This window comes from Ruegeria sp. YTSA105 (genome assembly GCF_059610225.1).
On sequence record NZ_JBXWNE010000001.1, the window covers coordinates 399,164 to 419,211 of the forward strand.

The window sequence follows — 20,048 nt, forward strand, 5'->3', positions numbered from 1 at the left end:
TTATTTGACGGGTCTCAAACGGACTTCTGGATGGTGTAGACCTGATGCCCGTCAGATTCTTCCTGTGACAGCAAGCGATGTCCACTTTCCATGCAGAAATGTGGAACATCAATGACTGCAGCGGGATCATCCGCCAGCACTTTCAAGACCGCTCCCGCGGGCATTGACTTGAGCCGTTTACGGGCCTTCAGGACGGGCAGAGGGCACAGCAGCCCCAACGCGTCCAGTGTCTCGGTTTGGTTTGACATGTACCTGAGATATTTCCACTTTCAGACGGTGTCCAGCGTGCAACCACGAGGATGTGACCGAATGGCCCCGTGACGCGGGCGACTTCATGACATATGTGCTGAAACATGTTCGGAATTGATATCATTGACGCAGGGCTGTTGCCCGCCATGTTCATCGCATTGCTCGGTGGGTTGATCAGCTTTTTATCGCCCTGCGTGCTGCCGATTGTGCCGCCCTATCTCGCCTATATGAGCGGCGTCACGATCAACGAGATGCAGGATGAGGTCCGCGCGCGCAGAAAAGCGACACTTTCGGCGCTGTTCTTTGTCATGGGGCTGTCCACGGTGTTTCTGTTGCTTGGCTTCACAGCCTCTGCGTTTGGGGCGTTCGTGCTGCAGAACCAAGTGCTGTTCGCCAAGATCTCAGGCGCGGTGGTCATCATTTTTGGCCTGCATTTCCTGAACGTCTTCCGCATCCCATTCCTTGACCGTGAGGCCCGGATCGAAGCCGGCGACAGCGGCGGGTCTGTCTTTGGGGCCTATATTCTGGGTCTGGCCTTCGCCTTTGGCTGGACGCCCTGTATCGGCCCGCAACTGGGTGCGATCCTGTCGTTGGCTGCCTCCGAGGCATCCGTCGCACGTGGGACATTGTTGCTGGGCGTCTATGCAGCGGGTCTTGGCATACCTTTCCTGCTCGCCGCGATGTTCCTGAACCGATCCATGTCGGTGATGAACCGAATAAAGCCCCATATGGCACTGATCGAGAGGATCATGGGTGGCCTGTTGCTGTTTGTTGGTATCATGCTGATCACCGGCCTGTTCACTGAGTTCAGTTGGTGGCTGTTGGAAGCCTTCCCGGCGCTGGCAAACTTTGGGTAACCCTCTTATCTGACTTACTTTGGCTGTAATGCTGCGCTAACCTGCGTCGCAGAAGGTAAGACCATGAGCAGTCAGACAAATCAACCTCGGGTTAAACGGCGTAGGGTATTCTATATTCCCGGATATGACCCGATCCCCCCACGGCGCTATCGCGAGCTCTACCGCAGTGAAAGCGCAAGACAGGCGGCTATTTCAGGGTATGAAATCTCGGTCTCGCCCAAAACCGGAGAGGGCTTGTATGGATGGCACGTCCATTCGGTTCAGGACGGGGCAGAAGTTCACACAGATGTCGAGGTGCTGGTCTGGTCCGACATCGTACGCTCCAGCATGTCGAACTCGATTGCGGCCACCTATCTGCAGATGCTGCGTACGGCATGGATCTATATCTCGACCGGAGTGTTATGGCGCCTGATGCGATTGCGCAAAGGACCGGTGATAGCCGCTCTTTATCCGATCGTGATGCTGATCGCACAGCTTTTGGTCGCAATGGCTGTGGTCATCGGGTTGACAGTTCTGCTTGCGCCGGTCCTGTCTTTGGTGGCGTTGGTTCTGTCTATTGGTGTTGCCTATGTGCTGATGCTGTGGTTCCGGAAAATCGACAACAAGCTGTTCGTCTATTACCTGATGCACGATTACGCCTATTCAGCGGCTTCAGGCGGAAAAACGCCTCCTGAATTGGCCGGACGCCTATCGGAGTTCACAAATGCGATTGCCGCAGCTCTTACCGATGAGACGGATGAGGTTCTGATCGTCGGCCACAGTTCCGGCGCTCATCTGGGTGTCACGGTTCTGGCCGATCTGATCCGATCCGGACGGGTGGGCACAGACGGGCCAGAGCTGTCCTTTCTGACATTGGGGCAGGTGGTTCCCATGGTCTCGTTCCTGCCCAACGCATACGATCTGCGCGCGGACCTGAGGTTTCTTTCGAAACGCGAGGACTTGGCTTGGGTCGACATTTCTGCACCCGGGGACGGCTGCGCATTCGCTCTGTGTGATCCTGTCGCTGTAAGCGGGGTCGCGGATGCCGATCAGCGCTGGCCTTTGGTGTTATCTGCCGCGTTTACGCAAACGCTGTCAGCAGAACGGTGGCGCGCCCTGAGGTGGCGGTTTTTCAGACTGCATTTCCAATATCTCTGCGCCTTTGATCACCCGGACAGGTACGATTATTTCCGCGTGACTGCCGGGCCTCTGTCGCTTGGGCATCGGTTCGCCGATCGCAAACCTTCGGGATCCCGGATTGTGCGATCTGTATCCAAGTATGTTTCGGTGCAAGCATGACCCCGCCAAAGCCCACATCACGGTCAGACAGGGTTTCGCTGTGGCGCTATTTCAGGTTGTTTCGCAAGGACATCCTCTCGGCACAGCCGCAGCGATTGTACCGCGCATGGATGGCCGAGTTTAAGACGCCGTTCTTTCGATCATATCTGACGAACCAACCAGAACTTGTTGAAACCGTTCTGAAAAAACGCCCCGATGATTTTCCGAAATCAGACCGTATTGGCGAGGGTCTGCGGCCGTTGCTGGGGAATTCGGTCTTTCTGACCAATGGTGAAAACTGGAAACGCCAGCGCCGGGTTATCGACCCGGCGTTTGAGGGCGGGCGCCTGAAAGATACCTATCCGGCCATGGTTCAGGCGGCAGAGGCCTGCGTCGCGCGTCTGCTCGGACAGGCCGGTTCTGTCATCGAGTGCGAAGAGGTCACCAGTCACGTCGCCGCGGATGTGATCTTTCGAACGCTTTTTTCTGTACCGATTGAAGACCGCGTTGCGTCTCAGGTTTTTGAGAAATTCCGAACCTATCAAAGAGAGCAACCGCTGTTGAATTTGGCGGCGTTTCTGCCTCTGCCCAAATGGATGCCGCGGCTACATTCCAGAAAAACTCGCAAGACCGCGCGTGAAATCAGGACGCTGATCACCGAAATGACCGCTCAACGCGCGAGGATGATTGAGGCCGGGCAGGCGCCGCATGATCTGGCAACAAAGATCATGACAACGGCTGATCCCAAGACCGGCAAGTGTTTTGACACGCAGGAGATGGTTGATCAGGTGGCGATCTTCTTTCTGGCAGGCCACGAGACCAGCGCTTCTGCGTTGGCTTGGGCGTTGTACCTTTTGGCGACCCACCCGGATTGGCAGGACAAGCTGGCGGCCGAGGCGCAAGGGCTGGACCTATCCGATTTTACCTCCGTATCGCTGTTGAAGCTCAGCCGCGACGTGTTTCGCGAAACGCTGCGCCTGTACCCTCCGGTCCCGATGATGGTGCGAGAGGCCACATGCCGCGAAAACTTCAGGGGCCGGGCGATTAAACCAGGCTCGCAGATAGTCATCAGCCCATGGCACCTGCATCGGCACGAACGTCTGTGGGCAGACCCCGACGGGTTCGACCCGTCCCGCTGGGCTAAGGGCAATGAGGAAAGTTGTCCCAGAGAGGCTTTCATCCCATTCTCGGCCGGGTCGCGCATTTGCATCGGTGCCGGTTTTGCAATGGTCGAAGGTCCGTTATTGCTGTCGTCACTTCTGCGGAAGTTCAGGTTCGAAATCTCGGACATGCCAGAGCCGGTTCCGGTGGCTCATCTGACCGTCAGATCCAAAGATGGAATTTGGTTGCGCCTGGTTGAGCGCTAACAAACTACCATCGGCATGCTCCATGCTGTATGCGGTTGAAAAACGCGGAATCATTTCGAACGGGAAAGTCATATGTCCAAAACACAACAGCGCGAGCAGATGTCCAACGGTGCCGGTTTTATTGCAGCACTGGACCAAAGTGGCGGCTCGACCCCCAAGGCGCTGGCGCTTTATGGGGTAGACGCGTCAGAATACGGCTCGGACGCAGAGATGTTCGGCGAAATCCAGAAGATGCGCGCGCGTATCATTCTGGCGGATGGCTTCACAAACGACAAAGTCATCGGCGCGATCCTGTTCGAACGCACGCTCGGCGAAGAGATTGATGGCCGTAAAGTCGCAGATTTTCTTTGGAACGTAAAAGGCATTGTTCCGTTTCTGAAGATCGACAAGGGCCTCGAGGATGAGGCCGATGGCGTTCAGGTCATGAAACCGATCCCCGGTCTGGCCGACACTTTGGCTAAAGCCGAAGGCGTTTTCGGCACTAAGGAACGTTCCGTGATCCATGAGGCCAACGCCAAAGGCATCGCAAACGTTGTAGCTCAGCAGTTCGATGTGGCGCGTGAAGTCGTTGCCGCCGGGTTAGTTCCGATTGTCGAGCCCGAGGTGAACATCAACTCGACCACCAAAGCCGAAGCCGAAGCAATTCTAAAATCGGAAATCTTGCAGAACCTAGATCAGTTGGATGATGGTCAGGATGTCATGCTTAAGCTTACCATCCCCAGCCAGGCTAATCTGTATGACGATCTGGCTGACCACCCCAGAGTTTTGCGGGTCGTAGCCCTGTCCGGCGGATATTCGACCGAACAAGCCTGTGATCTGCTGGCGCAGAATAGCAAGATGATTGCGTCTTTCTCTCGTGCGCTGACCGAAGGACTGTCGAAAAAGCAGTCAGATGCCGAATTCAATACGGCCCTCGGCAGCAATATCGATAAGATTTCTCGCGCCTCTGCCTAAGCTGCGCTATTTCGGTTTAGTGAAATCGCGGCGCATCTGCGCCGCTTTTTCCCGCATAGAACACTCGGTCGCATGATCGTTTACAAGACCCATGGCCTGCATGAATGCAAAAACCGTGGTCGGGCCCACAAACTTCCATCCCCTCTTTTTAAGGTCTTTGGACATGGCAATAGATTCAGCCGAAGTTGAGGCTGTTTGCGGCGCTGGCGGTGAACTGGCCTCATAGCGCCAGACATAAGCTGCAATCGACCCCTCAGCTGCCACCAGCTCCTGGGCACGCCGGGCGTTGTTGATGACTGCTTCGATCTTTCCGCGATGCCTGACAATGCCTGCATCCAGCAAAAGACGGGTGACATCTGCCTCATCAAACTTCGCTATTGCGTTGTAATCAAAATGTTTAAATACTTTTCGAAAGTTCTCGCGTTTGGAAAGAATGGTGCGCCAGCTGAGGCCGGACTGAAAGCTTTCAAGGCACAGCTTCTCAAACAAACGCTGATCGTCGCTGACCGGATAGCCCCATTCATTGTCGTGATAGTCGAAAAACTCTGGCGCAGACTGACACCATGCACAACGCGGTTGACCGTCTGGGCCGGTAACTGTTTCGCTCATCACTAAGTTCCCTTTTTGTTCTGGTATGAGCATAGGCATTTTCCAGAGGCCAAATCAAGAACGGAAAGTCAGCCGCGATACCAGTTCAGAATATAAACGCGTATTGCCGAAGCCAATCCAACCTCAGGGTCACGGTTAAAATCAATTTCCGCAGCTAAAGCATTGATTGCCATATCTTTATCAGCTGCAATGGCACGAAAGGATTTCCAAAACTCGTCCTCAAGAGATACCGAGGTTCGATGACCTTTAAGCGTCAATGAGCGTTTGATGGGACGTCCACTCATTTGTCGATCTCGTGCCCATCCAAGTCGCGCCGCGACTTTTCCAGATGTTTTTTACTTGCGTCTTTCTCGGCTTTGTTGCGCCCAAATGACACGGCGTTCTGGTTGGCGCGGGCCTTTTTCTCGGCCCGCGCCTTGTCTTTTCTGTACCGGTTCAGATTGACCGGCTTTGCCATCAGTCCTTGGGCCCAATCATTTGTTCGGGGCGCACAACCGCGTCAAAGGTTTCGGCGTCGACAAAGCCAAGCGCGATGGCCTCTTCCTTGAGGGTGGTGCCGTTTTTATGCGCGGTCTTGGCAACAGTCGTTGCGTTGTCGTACCCAATGGTTGGTGCCAGCGCGGTGACCAGCATCAGCGATTCCTTCATCAGCTTTTCGATGCGTGGTTCGTTGGCCTGAATGCCTAGCAACATCCGCTCGGTAAAGCTGTCTGTAGCATCACCAAGCAACTGGATCGACTGCAAAAGATTGTAGGACATCATAGGGTTATAGACGTTCAGTTCGAAATGCCCCTGGCTGCCGGCGAATTTTATGGCGGCATCGTTGCCCATGACATGTGCTGCGACCTGAGTCAGTGCTTCGGCTTGTGTTGGGTTTACCTTGCCTGGCATGATGGACGATCCGGGCTCATTCTCAGGCAGGATCAATTCGCCCAGACCGGAACGCGGTCCAGATCCCAAAAGTCTGATATCATTTGCAATTTTATAGCAGCTGCCAGCAATGGTCGCCAAAGCACCCGATAGGAAAACCATCGCATCATGGGCGGCCAGCGCCTCGAACTTATTCGGAGCGGTAACAAAGGGCAGGCCGGTGATATCTGCCATGTTCGCAGCGACCGCTTCGCTCCACCCGGATTGAGTGTTCAGGCCAGTACCAACAGCAGTTCCGCCCTGGGCAAGCTCGTAAATTCCCGGCATCGCGGCGTTGACCCGTGCGATACCTTGACGAATTTGATGGGCGTAGCCGCCAAATTCCTGACCCAGTGTCAGCGGCGTGGCATCCTGCGTATGGGTCCGGCCGATCTTGATGATGTCTTTGAATTCTTCGGCCTTCTGCTCCAGCCCCGAGGCCAGCTTTTCCAGACCCGGCAGCAGAACGTCCCGAACGCTCATACCTGTGGCGATATGCATGGCCGTCGGGAACGTGTCGTTCGAGGACTGGCCCATGTTGCAATGATCGTTCGGATGAACCGGGTCTTTTGTGCCGATTGTACCACCCAGGATTTCGATAGCCCGGTTCGCAATAACCTCGTTCGAGTTCATGTTCGACTGGGTGCCGGATCCTGTTTGCCAGACGACCAGCGGAAAGTTGTCGTCGAACTTACCTTCAAAAACCTCACCCGCGGCCTGAATCACCGCATCCGCAATCCGCGCGTCCAGTTTCCCTGTCGACTTGTTCTGCATGGCGCAGGCTTTTTTGATCACACCCAATGCCCGCACGATGGCCACAGGCTGTTTTTCCCATCCGATCGGGAAGTTCATAATCGAACGCTGGGTCTGTGCACCCCAATATTTGTCTGCGGGAACTTCCAACGGGCCAAAGCTGTCGGATTCGGTGCGGGTTTGAGACATCGGTCACTCCGTCATGTATACCATTGCATGCCAATTACAGTCAGCAGCGTCGCGGTGCAATCGGCCAGTTGCGCGCACCATAAACTTATGCCTGACAAAGGTATAGGCGCAGAGCTGCGTCATTTTTCTCGTCGCAATCGCCATCACCACCATTGTACGCGCCGGTGGGTGAGCTACTATAGAGTCAGAGCACGCCGGAGGCCGCAATGCGTCTGAATCACCCGACCACATGCCTGAAATTCATTATATATTCCTTTGCCACCGTTCTGTGGGCCTCCTTGGCGGTAAATCCGCTTCATGCGGCAGATATTGAGCCCTTTGTTGGCAGCTACGTTGGGTCTGCCAATGTTGTCGATGCAAACGGGACCGAAACACCTCGTGATATGAGTGTGTCAATCCAGGAATTGAAGAACGGGTTCAATGTTAGTTGGAAGACGACAACTTACAAACTGAATGGCCGCGTCAAGGAACAGGCATTCTCGATTGATTTTCAGACCTCGGACAGATCGGACATCTTTTCCGCGGCCATGAAGCGCAATGTATTCGGCCATGAAGTTCCGCTTGACCCGATGCAGGGGGAACCGTTCGTCTGGGGCCGGATTGAGGGTCAAACTTTGACCGTGTTTTCGTTGTTCATAGCAGAAAATGGCGGCTATGAGCTGCAGCAATATGACAGAACGCTGGCAGAAGGCGGTCTGAACCTGTCATTTTCCCGTTTCCGCAACGGTACCAAATCACGTTCCGTAGAGACGTTCCTGACGAAAGAGTAAGCCCCGCGAACCGCGAGGCTTTCCAGCGCATATACTATTTTCTGAAGCTGTCCAGCGACACGACATCAGCGTCATGCTGTTGCGGTTCTTCTTCGACCTCGATTATCTCATCGTCCATCGGATCAAAGTCATCCTCTTCATCCGGGCTTTCAAAACGCAGGCCAAATTCCACAGAGGGGTCGACAAATGTTTTGATCGAGGCATAGGGAATGTACAAAGGTTCCGGCGCGTCGCCAAAGTTGAGCGTGATGGCAAATCCGCTTTCGCCGACCTCAAGATTTTCGAACCAATGCTGCATCACGACAGTCATCTCTTCCGGATAACGATCATGCAGCCAGTCGGCAATTTCCACGCCGTCACACCTGGTATCAAACGTAATGAAAAAGTGGTGCGCACCCGGCAGGCCATTTTCTGAAACGCTGGTCAGAACCGTCTTGATCAACCCGCGCATGGCGGTGTGCATCAGGTTCCCATAGTCGATGTCTTGCGACATGTGTCATCCTCAAAAGTGGCTTCCCTCAGCATAAGGGATTCCTTTGGAAACGAAAGGCCGGTTACACGCTGACTGTTCAGAGAAAAAACAGGCCGGTGCCAGCAGCTAGCATAACCATTAGCGTAAGCGCCATGCCGAATTTAAGTTTAAAAATCAACGCTCCGGCGAAGACAGTCAGCACAGCAGCTTTCACATCCAATGAGGTCAATTCAGGCCAGGGCAGGCTGATTGGTCCAAAGGTTTTATTTGGCAGTTCTGAAAACAGCACATTCAGGGCAAACCACACGGATAGGTTGAGAATCACCCCAACCACAGCAGAGGTAATACCTTGCAGGGCCGCCGATAACCGGGGCCGCGCAGCGATGTGGTCAAGATAGGGGGCTGTGAGGAATATCCACAGAAAGCAGGGAACGAATGTTGCCCAAAGTGCAACGATACCTGCGGCGATGGCCAGCATCGATCCGCCCGAGATCTGACCGGTCAGCATAGCGACAAATTGTGTTACCAAAATCAAAGGCCCCGGTGTCGTTTCCGCCAGACCAAGCGCGTCGATCATCTGATCTGTGGATATCCAGTTATACTGATCCACAACGGTCTGCGTCATGTAGGCTAGAACAGCGTAGGCCCCGCCAAATGTCACAACTGCGAGGCGGGCAAAGAACCAGCCAAGATCGCTGAGAAGTTTCTGACCAGAAAGACTTAACAGCCACAACGGGCCAAGCCACAGAACCAACCAGATCGACGCGTTCCGCAGCACTTCGCTTAGGCGCGGGGTGGGGGTGTCGACCGGTCGGGCGGCGACGCCGTTGAAGCTCAGATACCCCCAAAGGGCTGCCGCCGCGATGATCGCGGGGAAGGGGAGGTCGAACAGAAAGATTGCCAGAAACGCGAGGCCCGAGATCGCACGATGTGAGACGTCCGACAGCGCTTTGCGGGACAGGTTTCGCAGGGCCTGTAGCACGATGATGATCACCGTAGCTTTGACGCCGAGAAACGCGGCCTGCACCAGAGGAAGCGCGCCATAGGCCGCGTATAGTGCCACCAATGCTGAGATAATGATCGCACCGGGCAGAACAAACAGGCTGCCTGCGATCATACCGCCCGAGACGCCGCGCAGACGCCAGCCGGAATAGGTTGCAAGCTGCATCGCCTCGGGGCCGGGCAGCAACATGCACAGCGACAGAGCCCGAAGATAGGTTTCTTCGTCCAGCCAGGGACGCCTTTCGACGAGTTCCTGATGCATCAATGATATCTGGGCTGCCGGGCCGCCGAAGGACAGCAATCCAATGCGGCCGAACACTTGGATGAGTTCAGGGAATGTTGGTGTGGTCATTTTTCGACTGCCGGCCAATCATGTTTCTCATCAAACCCGTCGCGGGCCCAGAGATACAAGGCATCGTACAGATGCATCCCGGCCTCGATGGCCTGATGGTCGTCTTTATATAGGCGCGATAGCCCCACCGAGACCGCAAGAAGCCCGGCTGCTTCGGGCGCCAGATCATGCCTGTTCGTATCCGCGGCCCGGACAACTGTCGCAAGCCTGTTCATTGCGGGCGTAGCAAGCTGGAAATCTTTTACCAAAGCATCAAATGTGCAGTTATCCCCACGATGGCTCCAGCGGACGCCCTCAACATCAAACGGGGTGGCGTTAAAGACTTCGGATACCTTTGCCACTTCGGATGGGGCAACAAACAGAAAACGTGCGTTGGGGTCGATGAACCGGCGGATCAACCAGGGGCAAGCGATGCGATCAATCTTAGGCCGATGGCGCGTTACCCAGAGTGAAGGAGACGCTGGTATATCTGCAAATGGGATGCGCGGTGCATCGGGCGTCTCGCGCCAAGCATACATGCCGCCTTCCAGATACTCAGCGGCCACGCCTTCACTCCTCAGCCAGGAAACAACGGCCTGACTCAGCTTTTTGCCCTTTTGGCAAATGATGATGCAGGGGCGGTTAGCGATGAGCCCCTTCAGCCCATCCAGATCCTTCGCCGGATGACGAACCGAGCCCGGTATCAGATAAGGGTCCTGTTCAAAATCGGTGTCAGTGCAGATGTCCACTAGAACAGGCGCCCGGGACGTTCCGATCAGACGTAACAGTTGTTTCGATGTTATAGCATTAGGCGCAGGCATGGCATGTCTCCCGTGATCGACGGATACATGCGAAACTTGGGCTGTCGCCTCACGGGGCGTTCGCAATCTTACCCCATAGGCTTTGCTACCGCGACAAGCCAGTCGGGGTCAAGATTGCGAGCTCATTTCCTAGGCCCAGTCCAGCCGTTGACCAGTCATGCATACGGGCAGGGTGTCCTTGGGAAACTGACCAAGCTGTTCAAATAAGGAAATGAAGTCAAACTGGTTATACGCCTCGACAATACGACCTTCTTTAATGCGGCCAATCATACTGCCAGAGGCCTGCAGTGGTGCGCCGTTATCGGCGCGTGTTGTGCTGACCTGCAATATCGCCGATACCCAATCGCCATTTTCGATGATTTTGGGCAGCTCAACATGGATATCGCCCAGAATGTGGCGAAACGCCATGACCAGATCCCGAAAATCATCGGCCCCCACCTGCATTTCCGGAATCAGTCCTTCGGCTGTCGTTTCCGGCGCGAAATACCGATCAATCGCATCGGTATTTCCGTTTTCCCAAACCTCTGAATACCATTCTCTGAGTATATCTGCGTGTGACATCCCAGCTCTCCTTTTCCTCACGGGCCGAGCATGACGCGAATGAGTGAACAAACTCTGAACGTGAACACAGACAGGGTTAAACAGCAGACATTTAAGGGAAAATGCAGGTTTCTGTTGCCAGGTACCTGCGAACCCCGCCTTACGCTGCTAGGCGCAAGGGCTTAAGTTTCGGTCTTGCTACTGCTTACGCAGCAACTGCAACCGGAGCACGATTGTCATTTGCAATTGTACTGTTTGGGCCGGTACGGTGGCACCCCGCCGAGACAAAGCTAACCCCTTTAGACGTTCGTCGATCCTATTTCGGCCCCGCGATCCTCAAATGAAGGATGTTGGTGGAGCCGCCGGGTACCGCCCCCGGGTCCGATCCGCTTATTACGAGCGCGTTTATGTCCATAGTCCCGAAGGACATCCCTTATATAGGTGAGCCACAAGGGGAAAGCAAACCCCATACTTCAACTAAAAGACGGATTATATAATAACGCCTTAGCTTGGTCGGTTAATGTTTGCCAGGATCAGCCACAGCGCCAATATCAGCTCGATTCCCCCAAATGTCATCGCTTTGATCAAAGGGGGGTGATCCAGAATGACGGAAACAAACCGGCCCAAGGCTGCACCGGCATAAACAACGCCCAACATCGCATAGGCCATGGGAGTGTTCAGCCAAATGACCGCAATTCCGGTGACAACAAAAAGTCCACCGACCGAAGCTCGCATTTCGCTTAACCCCATGGTGCTGTTCGTAGGCGCCAGGTCCAGCGAGGCCGCGGTCCAAGCGGGTGCTAGAAACCCAAAGAGGCCGAAACCGATTGTCAGAACCGCCGCGGCAATATTCAAAATCGACGTCATTGTACCCTCATTCGGTTGGTTTGCGCCGCTGTTTGGCGACGTCCAGGGCAAGCTTACGGGTATAAGCTTCGAGATCCACCAGTGCTGAATCTACCGCAGCAGCGTCCCGCCGATCCAAAGCATCGGCAATCTGGTTGTGCAATACGATGATCTCTTCTCGGGACCGCGCCGTAAACGTGATCATGTTCATCAAAGGCTGCATCGCCTCGACGGCGCCGGCCAGTTGATAGGACAACACCGGATTGCCGGCCCCATCGACCAATGCCCGGTGAAAGGTCACATCCGAGGCGCAAAAGGCTTCGTCTGTCAGCCCGGGTTGAGCCTGCCGAAATATCTCGGCACGCATCGTCGCCAGATGATCCGCCGTCCTGCGTTCGGCTGACAAAGTTGCGCAGGCGCGTTCCAGCGAATACCGAGCCTCGCAAGCCGTTTCAAAACTGACCGCATTCATGGACAGCAGCAACGTGGATGTGGTGATCTGTTGGGAATACGCATCCTGATAGCTCAGCCGGTTGACAAATGCGCCGCCGGTCGCGCCACGTTGGGTGCGGATCAGGGATTGTGCCGCAAGGCGTTTAAGGGCCTCGCGCACGGTTGGTCGGGACACCTGAAACTGGTCGGACAGTTCCGCCTCAGAAGGCAGGCGTTCATCTACAATCAACCGACCCGATATGATCGCATCTCGGATTGATTGGGCGATCTGAACCGAAAGATCAGCAGGTTTCTTGGGGTCGATTTTCATTTTGAGCAGGGCCGCAGGCAAAATTTCATTTGTCTGACATTTAAAAGTCTGACATTTGAATTGCAAGGACTGAGTCGGGAGGGACAAGTGAGTCGCGCAGTTCTACGTAATGGGTTTTGGCTGGGATTCTACGCTCTGATCCTGTGGGCGTGGTGGATGATGTTTGTGATGAACCGCGCCATGGATCTGGACTGGATCGGTCGTCCCGGAGCGATGGGGCAGGCTATGCGTGCCATGGACCCCAGGATGGACATGTACATGCCCATGGCAGAGTTCGGCCCGCTGTTTTGGATGTGGGCCATCATGATGGCCGCAATGATGTTGCCGACCATTGTCCCAACTTTGCGCAGCTATGATGATCTGATCCGCAGTGCAAACGGGACGCGGTCCGGCTGGATTGGTGTCTTGGTGGGTTATTTCGTGGTCTGGGTCGGGTTTGCCGCGCTCATTACCAGGGTGCAGTTGGTTTTGCTGTTTGGTGGTGTTGTAGACATGCTGGGCGTTGCGAAATCCGGGTTTGTTGCGGGCGGGTTGATGATTGCCGTCGGCGCCTTTCAGTTCACCCGCGCCAAAGAGCTGTGCCATGGGGTCTGCCATGCGCCGATGACCTACTTTCTTAGCCACTGGAAAACCGGGTTCGCGGGTGGATTTCGCATGGGGCTTGGACTTGGCGCATTTTGCGTTGGATGCTGTTGGGGCTTTATGGCGCTCGGCTTTGTGGGAGGCGTCATGAGCCTGCTGTGGATGGGTCTGGCGACCTTTTTCATGGTTCTCGAAAAATTGCCCCAGATCGGTCACGTGATTACACGACCGCTGGGATTTGCTCTTATCGCGGGCGGCGGTGCCTTGCTCGTGTACCCCTTTATCTATGGAGGATAAGCTATTGGCTAAGAATAAAAAACCAGAGGCAGATCGCCTGCCGATCAGCCAACGTATCGACAGCCGCATGCCCAACCCCAAGCGGCGTGAGATGAGCCCGACGAATTGGGCGATCAAGGGAGAGCTGATCCTTAACTGCTCGTGCGATCTGTTCTGCCCCTGTGTCGTATCGCTGGGCGCGCATCCTCCGACCGAGGGTCATTGTCATGCCTGGATGGGGATTGTCATCGATGAAGGCCATTTCGAGGGCGAGGACCTGTCGGGCCTCAATGTTGGCCTTCTGGTCGATATTCCGGGTCGCATGGGTGAGGGGCAGTGGAAAGTTGCCGCCTATGTCGACGAACGGGCCAGCGGTAAGGCCTATAACGGGTTGCTCCAGATATTCAGCGGTCAGGCCGGGGGCACGACCGGCTTGTTTACCATGCTGGTCAGCGAAATTATCGGGGCCGAACGTGCCCCGGTTCAGATCGAACGCGACGGGACCAAGCGCCGCATCATGATTGGTCGGAAAATCCAGGGCGAAATCGAGATGTTGGCGGGCAAAGACCCTGAGCATCCGGTGATGGTCTCAAACTCGAAATACTGGATGGGACCGGACATTATCGTGGCGCGCGGCACCAAATCCAAGGTCCGCGATTACGGTCGGGTCTGGGATTTCGGTGGAAAATCCGCAGAAATTTGTCCAATCGACTGGCAGGGGCCGAAATAATACGAAATCACAAAGGATTACGTGCAATACGTGATCCAAATTTTTAATCGCCAGACACGCCATCGCGGCCTGTTGCACCAGATTCTGACGGGACCGCAGGCTTCGAATTGTGATCTGGCATTATGCCCGAGGAGGCTTAAGTGGCCAATATTTCCTTCTCTCGCCGGTTGCGGCGCACACCTTTTTCTGAAGGGGTCGAAGCCGCAGGCGTAAAGGCATTCACGGTTTATAACCGGATGCTATTGCCAACTGTATTCGACAGCGTCGAGGCTGATTACCGGCACTTAAAAAAGCATGTGCAGGTCTGGGATGTCTCGTGTGAGCGACAGGTCGAACTCAGAGGTCCCGACGCGGCACGCCTTATGCAAATGCTGACGCCACGTGATTTGCGGGGCATGTTGCCCGGTCAATGCTATTACGTCCCTATCGTTGATGAGACCGGTGGCATGTTGAATGATCCGGTTGCGGTGAAACTGTCCGAGGACCGCTGGTGGATTTCCATCGCCGACAGCGATTTGTTGTTGTGGGTCAAGGGGATAGCGAACGGCTATCGATTGGATGTTCTGGTGGATGAGCCGGACGTCTCACCCCTGGCCATACAAGGTCCGATGGCGGATGAGCTGATGTCCCGCGTATTCGGCGAGCGCGTCAAAGATATCCGGTTCTTCAAATTCGACATGTTCGAATTTGCGGGCCGCGATCTGGCCATCGCCAGGTCAGGGTATTCAAAGCAGGGCGGGTTCGAGATTTATGTCGAGGGCAGCGATATCGGAATGACGCTGTGGAATGCGCTGTTTTCGGCGGGCGAGGATTTGAACGTACGCGCAGGTTGTCCCAACCTGATCGAACGCATTGAGGCTGGGTTGCTGTCCTACGGAAACGATATGACCGACGACAACACCCCACATGAATGTGGCCTGGGCAAGTTCTGTAACACACACACGGCGATTGGCTGCATTGGCCGGGACGCATTGTTGCGGGTCGCGAAAGAAGGGCCGATCCAGCAAATCCGTCCGATTGAAATCGCTGGGCCGGGCGTTGGTGCCTGCGTTGCTCCATGGTCGGTATACGCTCAGGGGAAACGGGTCGGTCAAATCACTTCTGCCGCTTGGTCTCCGGATTTCAACACCAATGTTTCCATTGGGATGCTCAAGCTCAGCCATTGGGACGAAGGCACGAAGATAGAGGTCGAAACGCCCGACGGTATGCGTGAGGCGACTGTAAGGGAAAAATTCTGGATCTGATCGAAAACGCCGCATCGGGTCGAGAAACAGGATATTACACGGGGTCGGGGCTGTACTCTGACGTCCAAAACAGGAGGACATTTTGATGTTCAACGCACTGGTGATGGAAAAAGACGAGGAAAGCGGGCTGGCCAGCCCCTCGGTTCAACAGCTTTCGGAAGGGGATCTGCCGCAGGGTGAGGTTACCGTGGCGGTTCAGTATTCAACGGTAAATTATAAGGATGGTCTTTGCCTGTCGCCCAAAGGCGGGGGGCTGGTACGCAGCTATCCGCATGTTCCTGGCATCGACTATGCGGGGACGGTCGAGTCGTCTTCGGATGAGCGATATAAACCGGGTGACAAAGTGGTCCTGACCGGTTGGCGTGTCGGTGAGGCGCATTGGGGTGGGTACTCACAAAAAGCCAATGCCCGTGCCGATTGGTTGGTTCCGCTGCCCGATGGGTTGGAGGCCCGCCAGGCGATGGCCGTCGGAACCGCTGGGTTCACCGCGATGCTGGCGGTTATGGCACTTGAGGATCATGGGCTGAAACCGGGGCAGGGTCCGGTTTTGGTCACAGGGGCAGCAGGTGGTGTTGGCTCGGTCGCGACGGCGATTCTTGCCAATTTGGGATACGAAGTGGCAGCCGTCACCGGACGACCGGAAACCAGCGATTACCTGAAGTCTTTGGGCGCCACGACCATTGTGCCACGCGATGAGCTGAACGAGACAACTAAGCGCCCTCTGGAAAGCGAGGCATGGTCTGGCTGTGTGGACGCGGTCGGCGGCGCAATGCTGGCACGCGTTCTGGGGCAGATGAAATACGGTGCCTCGGTCTCGGCCGTGGGGTTGGCTGGCGGCGCGGGCCTTCCGGCAACTGTTATCCCGTTCCTTTTACGCGGTGTGAACCTCTTGGGGATCGACAGCGTAATGCAGCCTTATGAAAATCGGCTGCGGGCTTGGCAGCGGATCGCAACCGACCTTCCGATGGACAAGCTTGAGGCGATGATCCACCCCGCAAAGCTGAGCGATCTGCCCCAATTAGGGGCGGATATCCTGCAAGGTCAGGTTAAAGGTCGTGTTGTCGTAGACGTAAACGCCTGATCCGGAATGAATATGTCTGACCGACCGCATTGATTTGCGGTCGGTTAATTTTGTGGCTGCAGGTTCGGGAAAATCCGGCAAACACCTCTGGTCAATGGCGTAAATACGGATCATCATTGCTATACATCCCAAATTGAATGGCTTATGAGCCATGCAAACAGTACCTGAAGACGGGGAGTGAGCAGAATGTCTGACGATTTCGAACTGGACACAGACGACCTGAAACGCCGCATGGACGGCGCAATGTCAAACCTCAGAACCGAATTTGCATCGCTGCGCACCGGGCGCGCCTCGGCCTCGATGCTCGAGCCGGTGATGGTCGATGCCTATGGTTCGATGACGCCGATCAACCAGGTGGGAACGGTCAATGTGCCCGAGCCGCGTATGGTAACGGTCAATGTCTGGGATAAAGGGCTCGTTGGCAAAGTGGAAAAAGCGATCCGTGAAAGTGGGCTGGGCATCAACCCTCAGCTCAACGGAACGATCATCATGCTACCGATCCCGGAACTGAACGAAGAACGCCGTCGCGAGTTGGGCAAAGTCGCCGGGCAATATGCCGAACACGCACGCGTCTCGATCCGGAATGTGCGCCGCGACGGGATGGATCAGATCAAGAAGGCCAAGGCTGACGGTATGTCCGAAGATGACCAGAAGTTCTGGGAAAGCGAAGTGCAGGATCTAACCGACCAGATGATCAAGGTAGTAGATGCCGCGCTTGAGACCAAGCAGGCAGAAATCATGCAGGTCTGAGACCGGGTGATGCCCTCTTCCTCGCATACCATGCCCGAAAGAGGGCCCCAGCATGTCGCGATCATCATGGATGGCAATGGTCGCTGGGCGCAGGCCCGCGGGCGACCTCGCCTGTTTGGCCACCACGCCGGGGCAAGACGTGTGCGCGATGTGGTCGAGGCCTGCCCAAGGCTTGGTATTAAATATCTGACTGTTTTTGCGTTTTCGACCGAGAACTGGAAACGCACTCAGGTCGAAGTTGCCGGTCTGATGAGCTTGTTTCGGCGCTATATTATAAAGGAAACCCGGACGCTCCGAGACTCGGGTGTTCGGGTGCGTTTCATCGGTGACAGGGTCAGGTTGGATGCCAAACTGATCGAATTGATGGATACGCTTGAGGCCGAGACCGAGGGAAATGATCTGGTTCACCTTACCATTGCGTTGAACTATGGCGGTCGGGATGAAGTCGCGCGGGCTACCAAACGTTTGGCCCAGGATGTCGCTGACGGGCGCTTGCATCCTGATGATGTAGACGAAGAAACGCTGCCGAAATATCTGGACACACATGTTCTTCCCGATCCTGATCTGGTGATCCGAACCAGCGGCGAGGCGCGTATTTCCAATTTTCTGCTATGGCAATCCGCCTATTCGGAATACGAATTCATCGACACGCTCTGGCCAGATTTCACTGCGGCTGAGCTTGAGCGCCTGTGCCGGAGCTATGGCAGCCGCGACCGACGGTTCGGAGCTGTACCGGCATGAGTGACGGGCGCTGGTCCGACCTGACTGCCCGCGTATTGTCGGCGGGAGTCCTTGTTGCCGTTGGCGCTGTCGAGGTCTGGCTGGGCGGTCTGTGGTTCGAAGCCTTCATTTCCATTGCTTGCGGGCTGATGACCTGGGAACTGGTCCGTATGATCGACCCGGGCAGGAAAGCTGTTGCGATCCAGCTTGCCATATTGACCGGTTTTGCGGTGGTGCTGAGTTACCATCTTCCGGCACTCTATAAACTTCCCTTCTTGCTTGCTCCGGCACTGGTCGGGGCAGGGCAGGTCAGCCGGTACCGGGGTATCTATACCCTATTTGCGCTGTGGATCGCGGCCGCGGGGCTGGGCTTTATCTCAATCCGGACGAATATGGGGTTTGTCTGGATGGTCTGGCTGATATCGGTCGTCGTTGCTACGGATGTCGCCGGATATTTTGTCGGAAAGGCATTGGGTGGGCCAAAATTCTGGCCACGAGTCAGCCCGAAAAAGACGTGGTCGGGAACAGCAGGAGGCTGGGTAGCGGCTGCCATTGTTGGCTTAGCCTTTGCGGCTTACGGCGGCTTCGGAACTTGGTTCATCGTGATCTCGGTTCTGGCGTCAATGGCCAGCCAGGCCGGCGATATTGTCGAAAGCGCGGCCAAACGAAAATTCGGCGTCAAGGACAGTTCGAACCTGATTCCCGGCCATGGCGGCTTCCTTGATCGATTCGATGGGATGATGGGGGCCGCTCTGTTCGTTCTGCTTGTGGGGTTGATTTTTTCCCCCGGAGCCATGTGATGTGCAAAATCTCTGTTTTTGGCGCGACGGGTTCTATCGGGCAAAACACGATAGATCTGATTGACCGAAATCCATCAGCGTATGATGTTGTCGCCCTGACCGGTGGAGCCAATATCGAACAACTTGCGCGTGACGCCAAACGTTTGAAGGCGGATATCGCGATTACAGCCCATCCAGACCGGCTTGAGGACCTGCGAGTGGCCTTGGCCGGTTCTGATGTCGAGGTCGCCGCCGGGGCGAATGCTCTGGCCGAAGCTGCGGCGCGACCGGCTGACTGGGTCATGTCTGCCATCGTTGGGGCTGCGGGGTTGCAACCAGGGCTGACGGCGCTTGAACAGGGCGCGACGCTGGCTTTGGCGAATAAAGAAACGCTTGTCTGCGCGGGTTCTTTGGTTCTGGATACTGCCCGAAAGCACAATGCCCGATTGCTACCGGTGGACAGCGAACATTCTGCCGTTTTTCAGGCTCTGGTCGGTGAAGATATGGCATCGGTCGAGCGTATCATCATCACTGCCAGCGGCGGCGCCTTCCGGGATTGGCCACTGAGCAAATTGGCCTCGGCCACGGTTGAGCAGGCATCGAGCCACCCGAACTGGAATATGGGGCAGCGGATCACGATTGATAGCGCTTCGATGTTTAACAAGGCGCTCGAGGTGATCGAAACACGCGAATTCTTCGGAATATCCCCGGATATGATCGAAGTGATTGTGCATCCGGAATCCATCGTTCATGCGATGGTCGGGTTTAACGATGGAGCGGTTATGGCCCATATGGGCGCGCCAGATATGCGCCACGCGATCGGATATGCCCTGAATTGGCCAAAACGTCAGACCCTTCCGGTCGAAAGGCTGAACCTTGCAAAGCTGGGACAGTTGCGATTTCAGGAACCAGACGAAAACCGATATCCGGCTTTGCGGTTAGCGCGCGACGTCATGGAGCGGGGCGGGCTGTCCGGAGCGGTTTTCAACGGAGCCAAAGAATGTGCACTCGACCATTTCATTGCAGGTCGCATTGGTTTTCTTGATATGGCAGACATCGTGGCCGCCGTCTTGGATCGTTTCGATGCACAAGACAACCATATTGACGCCCCAATGACCCTTGATAACGTGCTGCAAACCGACCATCTGGCACGTATATGGGTCGATAACGTCGTTGCGCAACGAGCAGGAAAATAAA

General features: G+C 55.5%; 24 protein-coding genes and 1 other RNA gene. 13 read left to right on the forward strand and 12 right to left on the reverse strand.

Annotated elements, in window-relative coordinates; genetic code table 11:
• Nucleotides 1-14 precede the first annotated feature (14 nt).
• The gene (locus AC2FH2_RS01980) at nucleotides 15-248 is read right to left on the reverse strand and encodes a sulfurtransferase TusA family protein (RefSeq protein ID WP_271946987.1); all 234 of its coding nucleotides are present in this window, start codon (nucleotides 246-248) and stop codon (nucleotides 15-17) included.
• A gap of 105 nt (nucleotides 249-353) precedes the next feature.
• Between AC2FH2_RS01980 and AC2FH2_RS01985 the strand changes: the two genes are divergently transcribed.
• The 4 genes from AC2FH2_RS01985 to AC2FH2_RS02000 all read left to right on the forward strand — a co-directional run bounded on the left by AC2FH2_RS01985 (nucleotide 354) and on the right by AC2FH2_RS02000 (nucleotide 4,684).
• Nucleotides 354-1,106 carry a cytochrome c biogenesis CcdA family protein gene (locus AC2FH2_RS01985; RefSeq protein ID WP_281994656.1) on the forward strand — a complete coding sequence of 251 codons (753 nt, stop codon included), beginning with the start codon at nucleotides 354-356 and terminating at the stop codon, nucleotides 1,104-1,106.
• A 63-nt stretch (nucleotides 1,107-1,169) separates the two neighbouring features.
• Nucleotides 1,170-2,384, forward strand: a complete 1,215-nt coding sequence (locus AC2FH2_RS01990; protein WP_496822678.1) for a hypothetical protein — start codon at nucleotides 1,170-1,172, stop codon at nucleotides 2,382-2,384.
• Complete coding sequence (locus AC2FH2_RS01995; RefSeq protein WP_496822679.1) at nucleotides 2,381-3,730, forward strand: cytochrome P450; 1,350 nt, start codon at nucleotides 2,381-2,383, stop codon at nucleotides 3,728-3,730. Before AC2FH2_RS01990 ends, AC2FH2_RS01995 begins: the two co-directional genes overlap by 4 nt.
• A 72-nt stretch (nucleotides 3,731-3,802) precedes the next feature.
• Complete coding sequence (locus tag AC2FH2_RS02000) at nucleotides 3,803-4,684, forward strand: fructose bisphosphate aldolase (protein ID WP_281972141.1); 882 nt, start codon at nucleotides 3,803-3,805, stop codon at nucleotides 4,682-4,684.
• Nucleotides 4,685-4,690: 6 nt separating this feature from the next.
• Here the strand turns inward: AC2FH2_RS02000 and AC2FH2_RS02005 are convergent, their stop codons facing one another.
• The 4 genes from AC2FH2_RS02005 to fumC all read right to left on the reverse strand — a co-directional run bounded on the left by AC2FH2_RS02005 (nucleotide 4,691) and on the right by fumC (nucleotide 7,144).
• Complete coding sequence (locus AC2FH2_RS02005) at nucleotides 4,691-5,293, reverse strand: DNA-3-methyladenine glycosylase I (protein WP_496822681.1); 603 nt, start codon at nucleotides 5,291-5,293, stop codon at nucleotides 4,691-4,693.
• A gap of 68 nt (nucleotides 5,294-5,361) precedes the next feature.
• Nucleotides 5,362-5,577 (reverse strand): ribbon-helix-helix domain-containing protein, encoded by a 216-nt coding sequence (locus AC2FH2_RS02010; protein ID WP_142633946.1) that lies wholly within the window; start codon nucleotides 5,575-5,577, stop codon nucleotides 5,362-5,364.
• Nucleotides 5,574-5,750: a DUF4169 family protein gene (locus AC2FH2_RS02015; RefSeq protein WP_496822683.1), complete on the reverse strand. Its 177-nt coding sequence runs from the start codon at nucleotides 5,748-5,750 to the stop codon at nucleotides 5,574-5,576. The genes AC2FH2_RS02010 and AC2FH2_RS02015 overlap by 4 nt, the downstream gene beginning before the upstream one ends.
• Nucleotides 5,750-7,144 (reverse strand): class II fumarate hydratase, encoded by a 1,395-nt coding sequence (fumC, locus tag AC2FH2_RS02020; protein ID WP_142633942.1) that lies wholly within the window; start codon nucleotides 7,142-7,144, stop codon nucleotides 5,750-5,752. Before fumC ends, AC2FH2_RS02015 begins: the two co-directional genes overlap by 1 nt.
• Nucleotides 7,145-7,350: 206 nt before the next feature.
• Here fumC and AC2FH2_RS02025 point away from each other — a divergent pair, with 206 nt between their 5' ends.
• Nucleotides 7,351-7,914, forward strand: a complete 564-nt coding sequence (locus AC2FH2_RS02025) for a hypothetical protein (RefSeq protein WP_281972138.1) — start codon at nucleotides 7,351-7,353, stop codon at nucleotides 7,912-7,914.
• A 34-nt stretch (nucleotides 7,915-7,948) separates the two neighbouring features.
• Here the strand turns inward: AC2FH2_RS02025 and AC2FH2_RS02030 are convergent, their stop codons facing one another.
• The 7 genes from AC2FH2_RS02030 to AC2FH2_RS02060 all read right to left on the reverse strand — a co-directional run bounded on the left by AC2FH2_RS02030 (nucleotide 7,949) and on the right by AC2FH2_RS02060 (nucleotide 12,689).
• Complete coding sequence (locus AC2FH2_RS02030) at nucleotides 7,949-8,407, reverse strand: SspB family protein (RefSeq protein ID WP_281972137.1); 459 nt, start codon at nucleotides 8,405-8,407, stop codon at nucleotides 7,949-7,951.
• A 76-nt stretch (nucleotides 8,408-8,483) separates the two neighbouring features.
• Nucleotides 8,484-9,740: a chromate efflux transporter gene (gene chrA / locus AC2FH2_RS02035; protein WP_496691274.1), complete on the reverse strand. Its 1,257-nt coding sequence runs from the start codon at nucleotides 9,738-9,740 to the stop codon at nucleotides 8,484-8,486.
• Nucleotides 9,737-10,540 carry a chromate resistance protein ChrB domain-containing protein gene (locus AC2FH2_RS02040; RefSeq protein ID WP_496790602.1) on the reverse strand — a complete coding sequence of 268 codons (804 nt, stop codon included), beginning with the start codon at nucleotides 10,538-10,540 and terminating at the stop codon, nucleotides 9,737-9,739. The genes chrA and AC2FH2_RS02040 overlap by 4 nt, the downstream gene beginning before the upstream one ends.
• Nucleotides 10,541-10,669: 129 nt before the next feature.
• Nucleotides 10,670-11,101, reverse strand: a complete 432-nt coding sequence (locus tag AC2FH2_RS02045; RefSeq protein ID WP_142633933.1) for an ester cyclase — start codon at nucleotides 11,099-11,101, stop codon at nucleotides 10,670-10,672.
• Between the two features lie 100 nt (nucleotides 11,102-11,201).
• Nucleotides 11,202-11,547: a transfer-messenger RNA gene (gene ssrA / locus AC2FH2_RS02050) on the reverse strand.
• Between the two features lie 37 nt (nucleotides 11,548-11,584).
• Nucleotides 11,585-11,947: a DUF4345 family protein gene (locus AC2FH2_RS02055; RefSeq protein ID WP_496785168.1), complete on the reverse strand. Its 363-nt coding sequence runs from the start codon at nucleotides 11,945-11,947 to the stop codon at nucleotides 11,585-11,587.
• 7 nt (nucleotides 11,948-11,954) lie between these two features.
• On the reverse strand, nucleotides 11,955-12,689 hold the full coding sequence (locus AC2FH2_RS02060) for a FadR/GntR family transcriptional regulator (RefSeq protein WP_142633929.1): 735 nt from the start codon (nucleotides 12,687-12,689) through the stop codon (nucleotides 11,955-11,957).
• Nucleotides 12,690-12,776: 87 nt separating this feature from the next.
• On the opposite strand from AC2FH2_RS02060, the gene AC2FH2_RS02065 reads away from it, so the two are divergent.
• The 8 genes from AC2FH2_RS02065 to dxr all read left to right on the forward strand — a co-directional run bounded on the left by AC2FH2_RS02065 (nucleotide 12,777) and on the right by dxr (nucleotide 20,047).
• The gene (locus tag AC2FH2_RS02065) at nucleotides 12,777-13,568 is read left to right on the forward strand and encodes a DUF2182 domain-containing protein (protein ID WP_496822685.1); all 792 of its coding nucleotides are present in this window, start codon (nucleotides 12,777-12,779) and stop codon (nucleotides 13,566-13,568) included.
• A gap of 4 nt (nucleotides 13,569-13,572) precedes the next feature.
• Nucleotides 13,573-14,277, forward strand: coding sequence for a DUF1326 domain-containing protein (locus tag AC2FH2_RS02070; protein WP_142633927.1), 705 nt, complete (start codon nucleotides 13,573-13,575; stop codon nucleotides 14,275-14,277).
• A gap of 140 nt (nucleotides 14,278-14,417) precedes the next feature.
• Complete coding sequence (locus AC2FH2_RS02075; RefSeq protein ID WP_496822687.1) at nucleotides 14,418-15,521, forward strand: dimethylsulfoniopropionate demethylase; 1,104 nt, start codon at nucleotides 14,418-14,420, stop codon at nucleotides 15,519-15,521.
• 85 nt (nucleotides 15,522-15,606) lie between these two features.
• On the forward strand, nucleotides 15,607-16,602 hold the full coding sequence (gene acuI / locus AC2FH2_RS02080; RefSeq protein WP_496822689.1) for an acryloyl-CoA reductase: 996 nt from the start codon (nucleotides 15,607-15,609) through the stop codon (nucleotides 16,600-16,602).
• 186 nt (nucleotides 16,603-16,788) lie between these two features.
• Nucleotides 16,789-17,352, forward strand: a complete 564-nt coding sequence (gene frr, locus AC2FH2_RS02085) for a ribosome recycling factor (protein WP_142633921.1) — start codon at nucleotides 16,789-16,791, stop codon at nucleotides 17,350-17,352.
• A gap of 9 nt (nucleotides 17,353-17,361) precedes the next feature.
• Nucleotides 17,362-18,093, forward strand: a complete 732-nt coding sequence (gene uppS, locus AC2FH2_RS02090; RefSeq protein ID WP_271947031.1) for an undecaprenyl pyrophosphate synthase — start codon at nucleotides 17,362-17,364, stop codon at nucleotides 18,091-18,093.
• Nucleotides 18,090-18,872 carry a phosphatidate cytidylyltransferase gene (locus tag AC2FH2_RS02095; protein ID WP_142633917.1) on the forward strand — a complete coding sequence of 261 codons (783 nt, stop codon included), beginning with the start codon at nucleotides 18,090-18,092 and terminating at the stop codon, nucleotides 18,870-18,872. Before uppS ends, AC2FH2_RS02095 begins: the two co-directional genes overlap by 4 nt.
• The gene (gene dxr, locus AC2FH2_RS02100; protein WP_496822691.1) at nucleotides 18,872-20,047 is read left to right on the forward strand and encodes a 1-deoxy-D-xylulose-5-phosphate reductoisomerase; all 1,176 of its coding nucleotides are present in this window, start codon (nucleotides 18,872-18,874) and stop codon (nucleotides 20,045-20,047) included. Before AC2FH2_RS02095 ends, dxr begins: the two co-directional genes overlap by 1 nt.
• Nucleotide 20,048 lies beyond the last annotated feature (1 nt).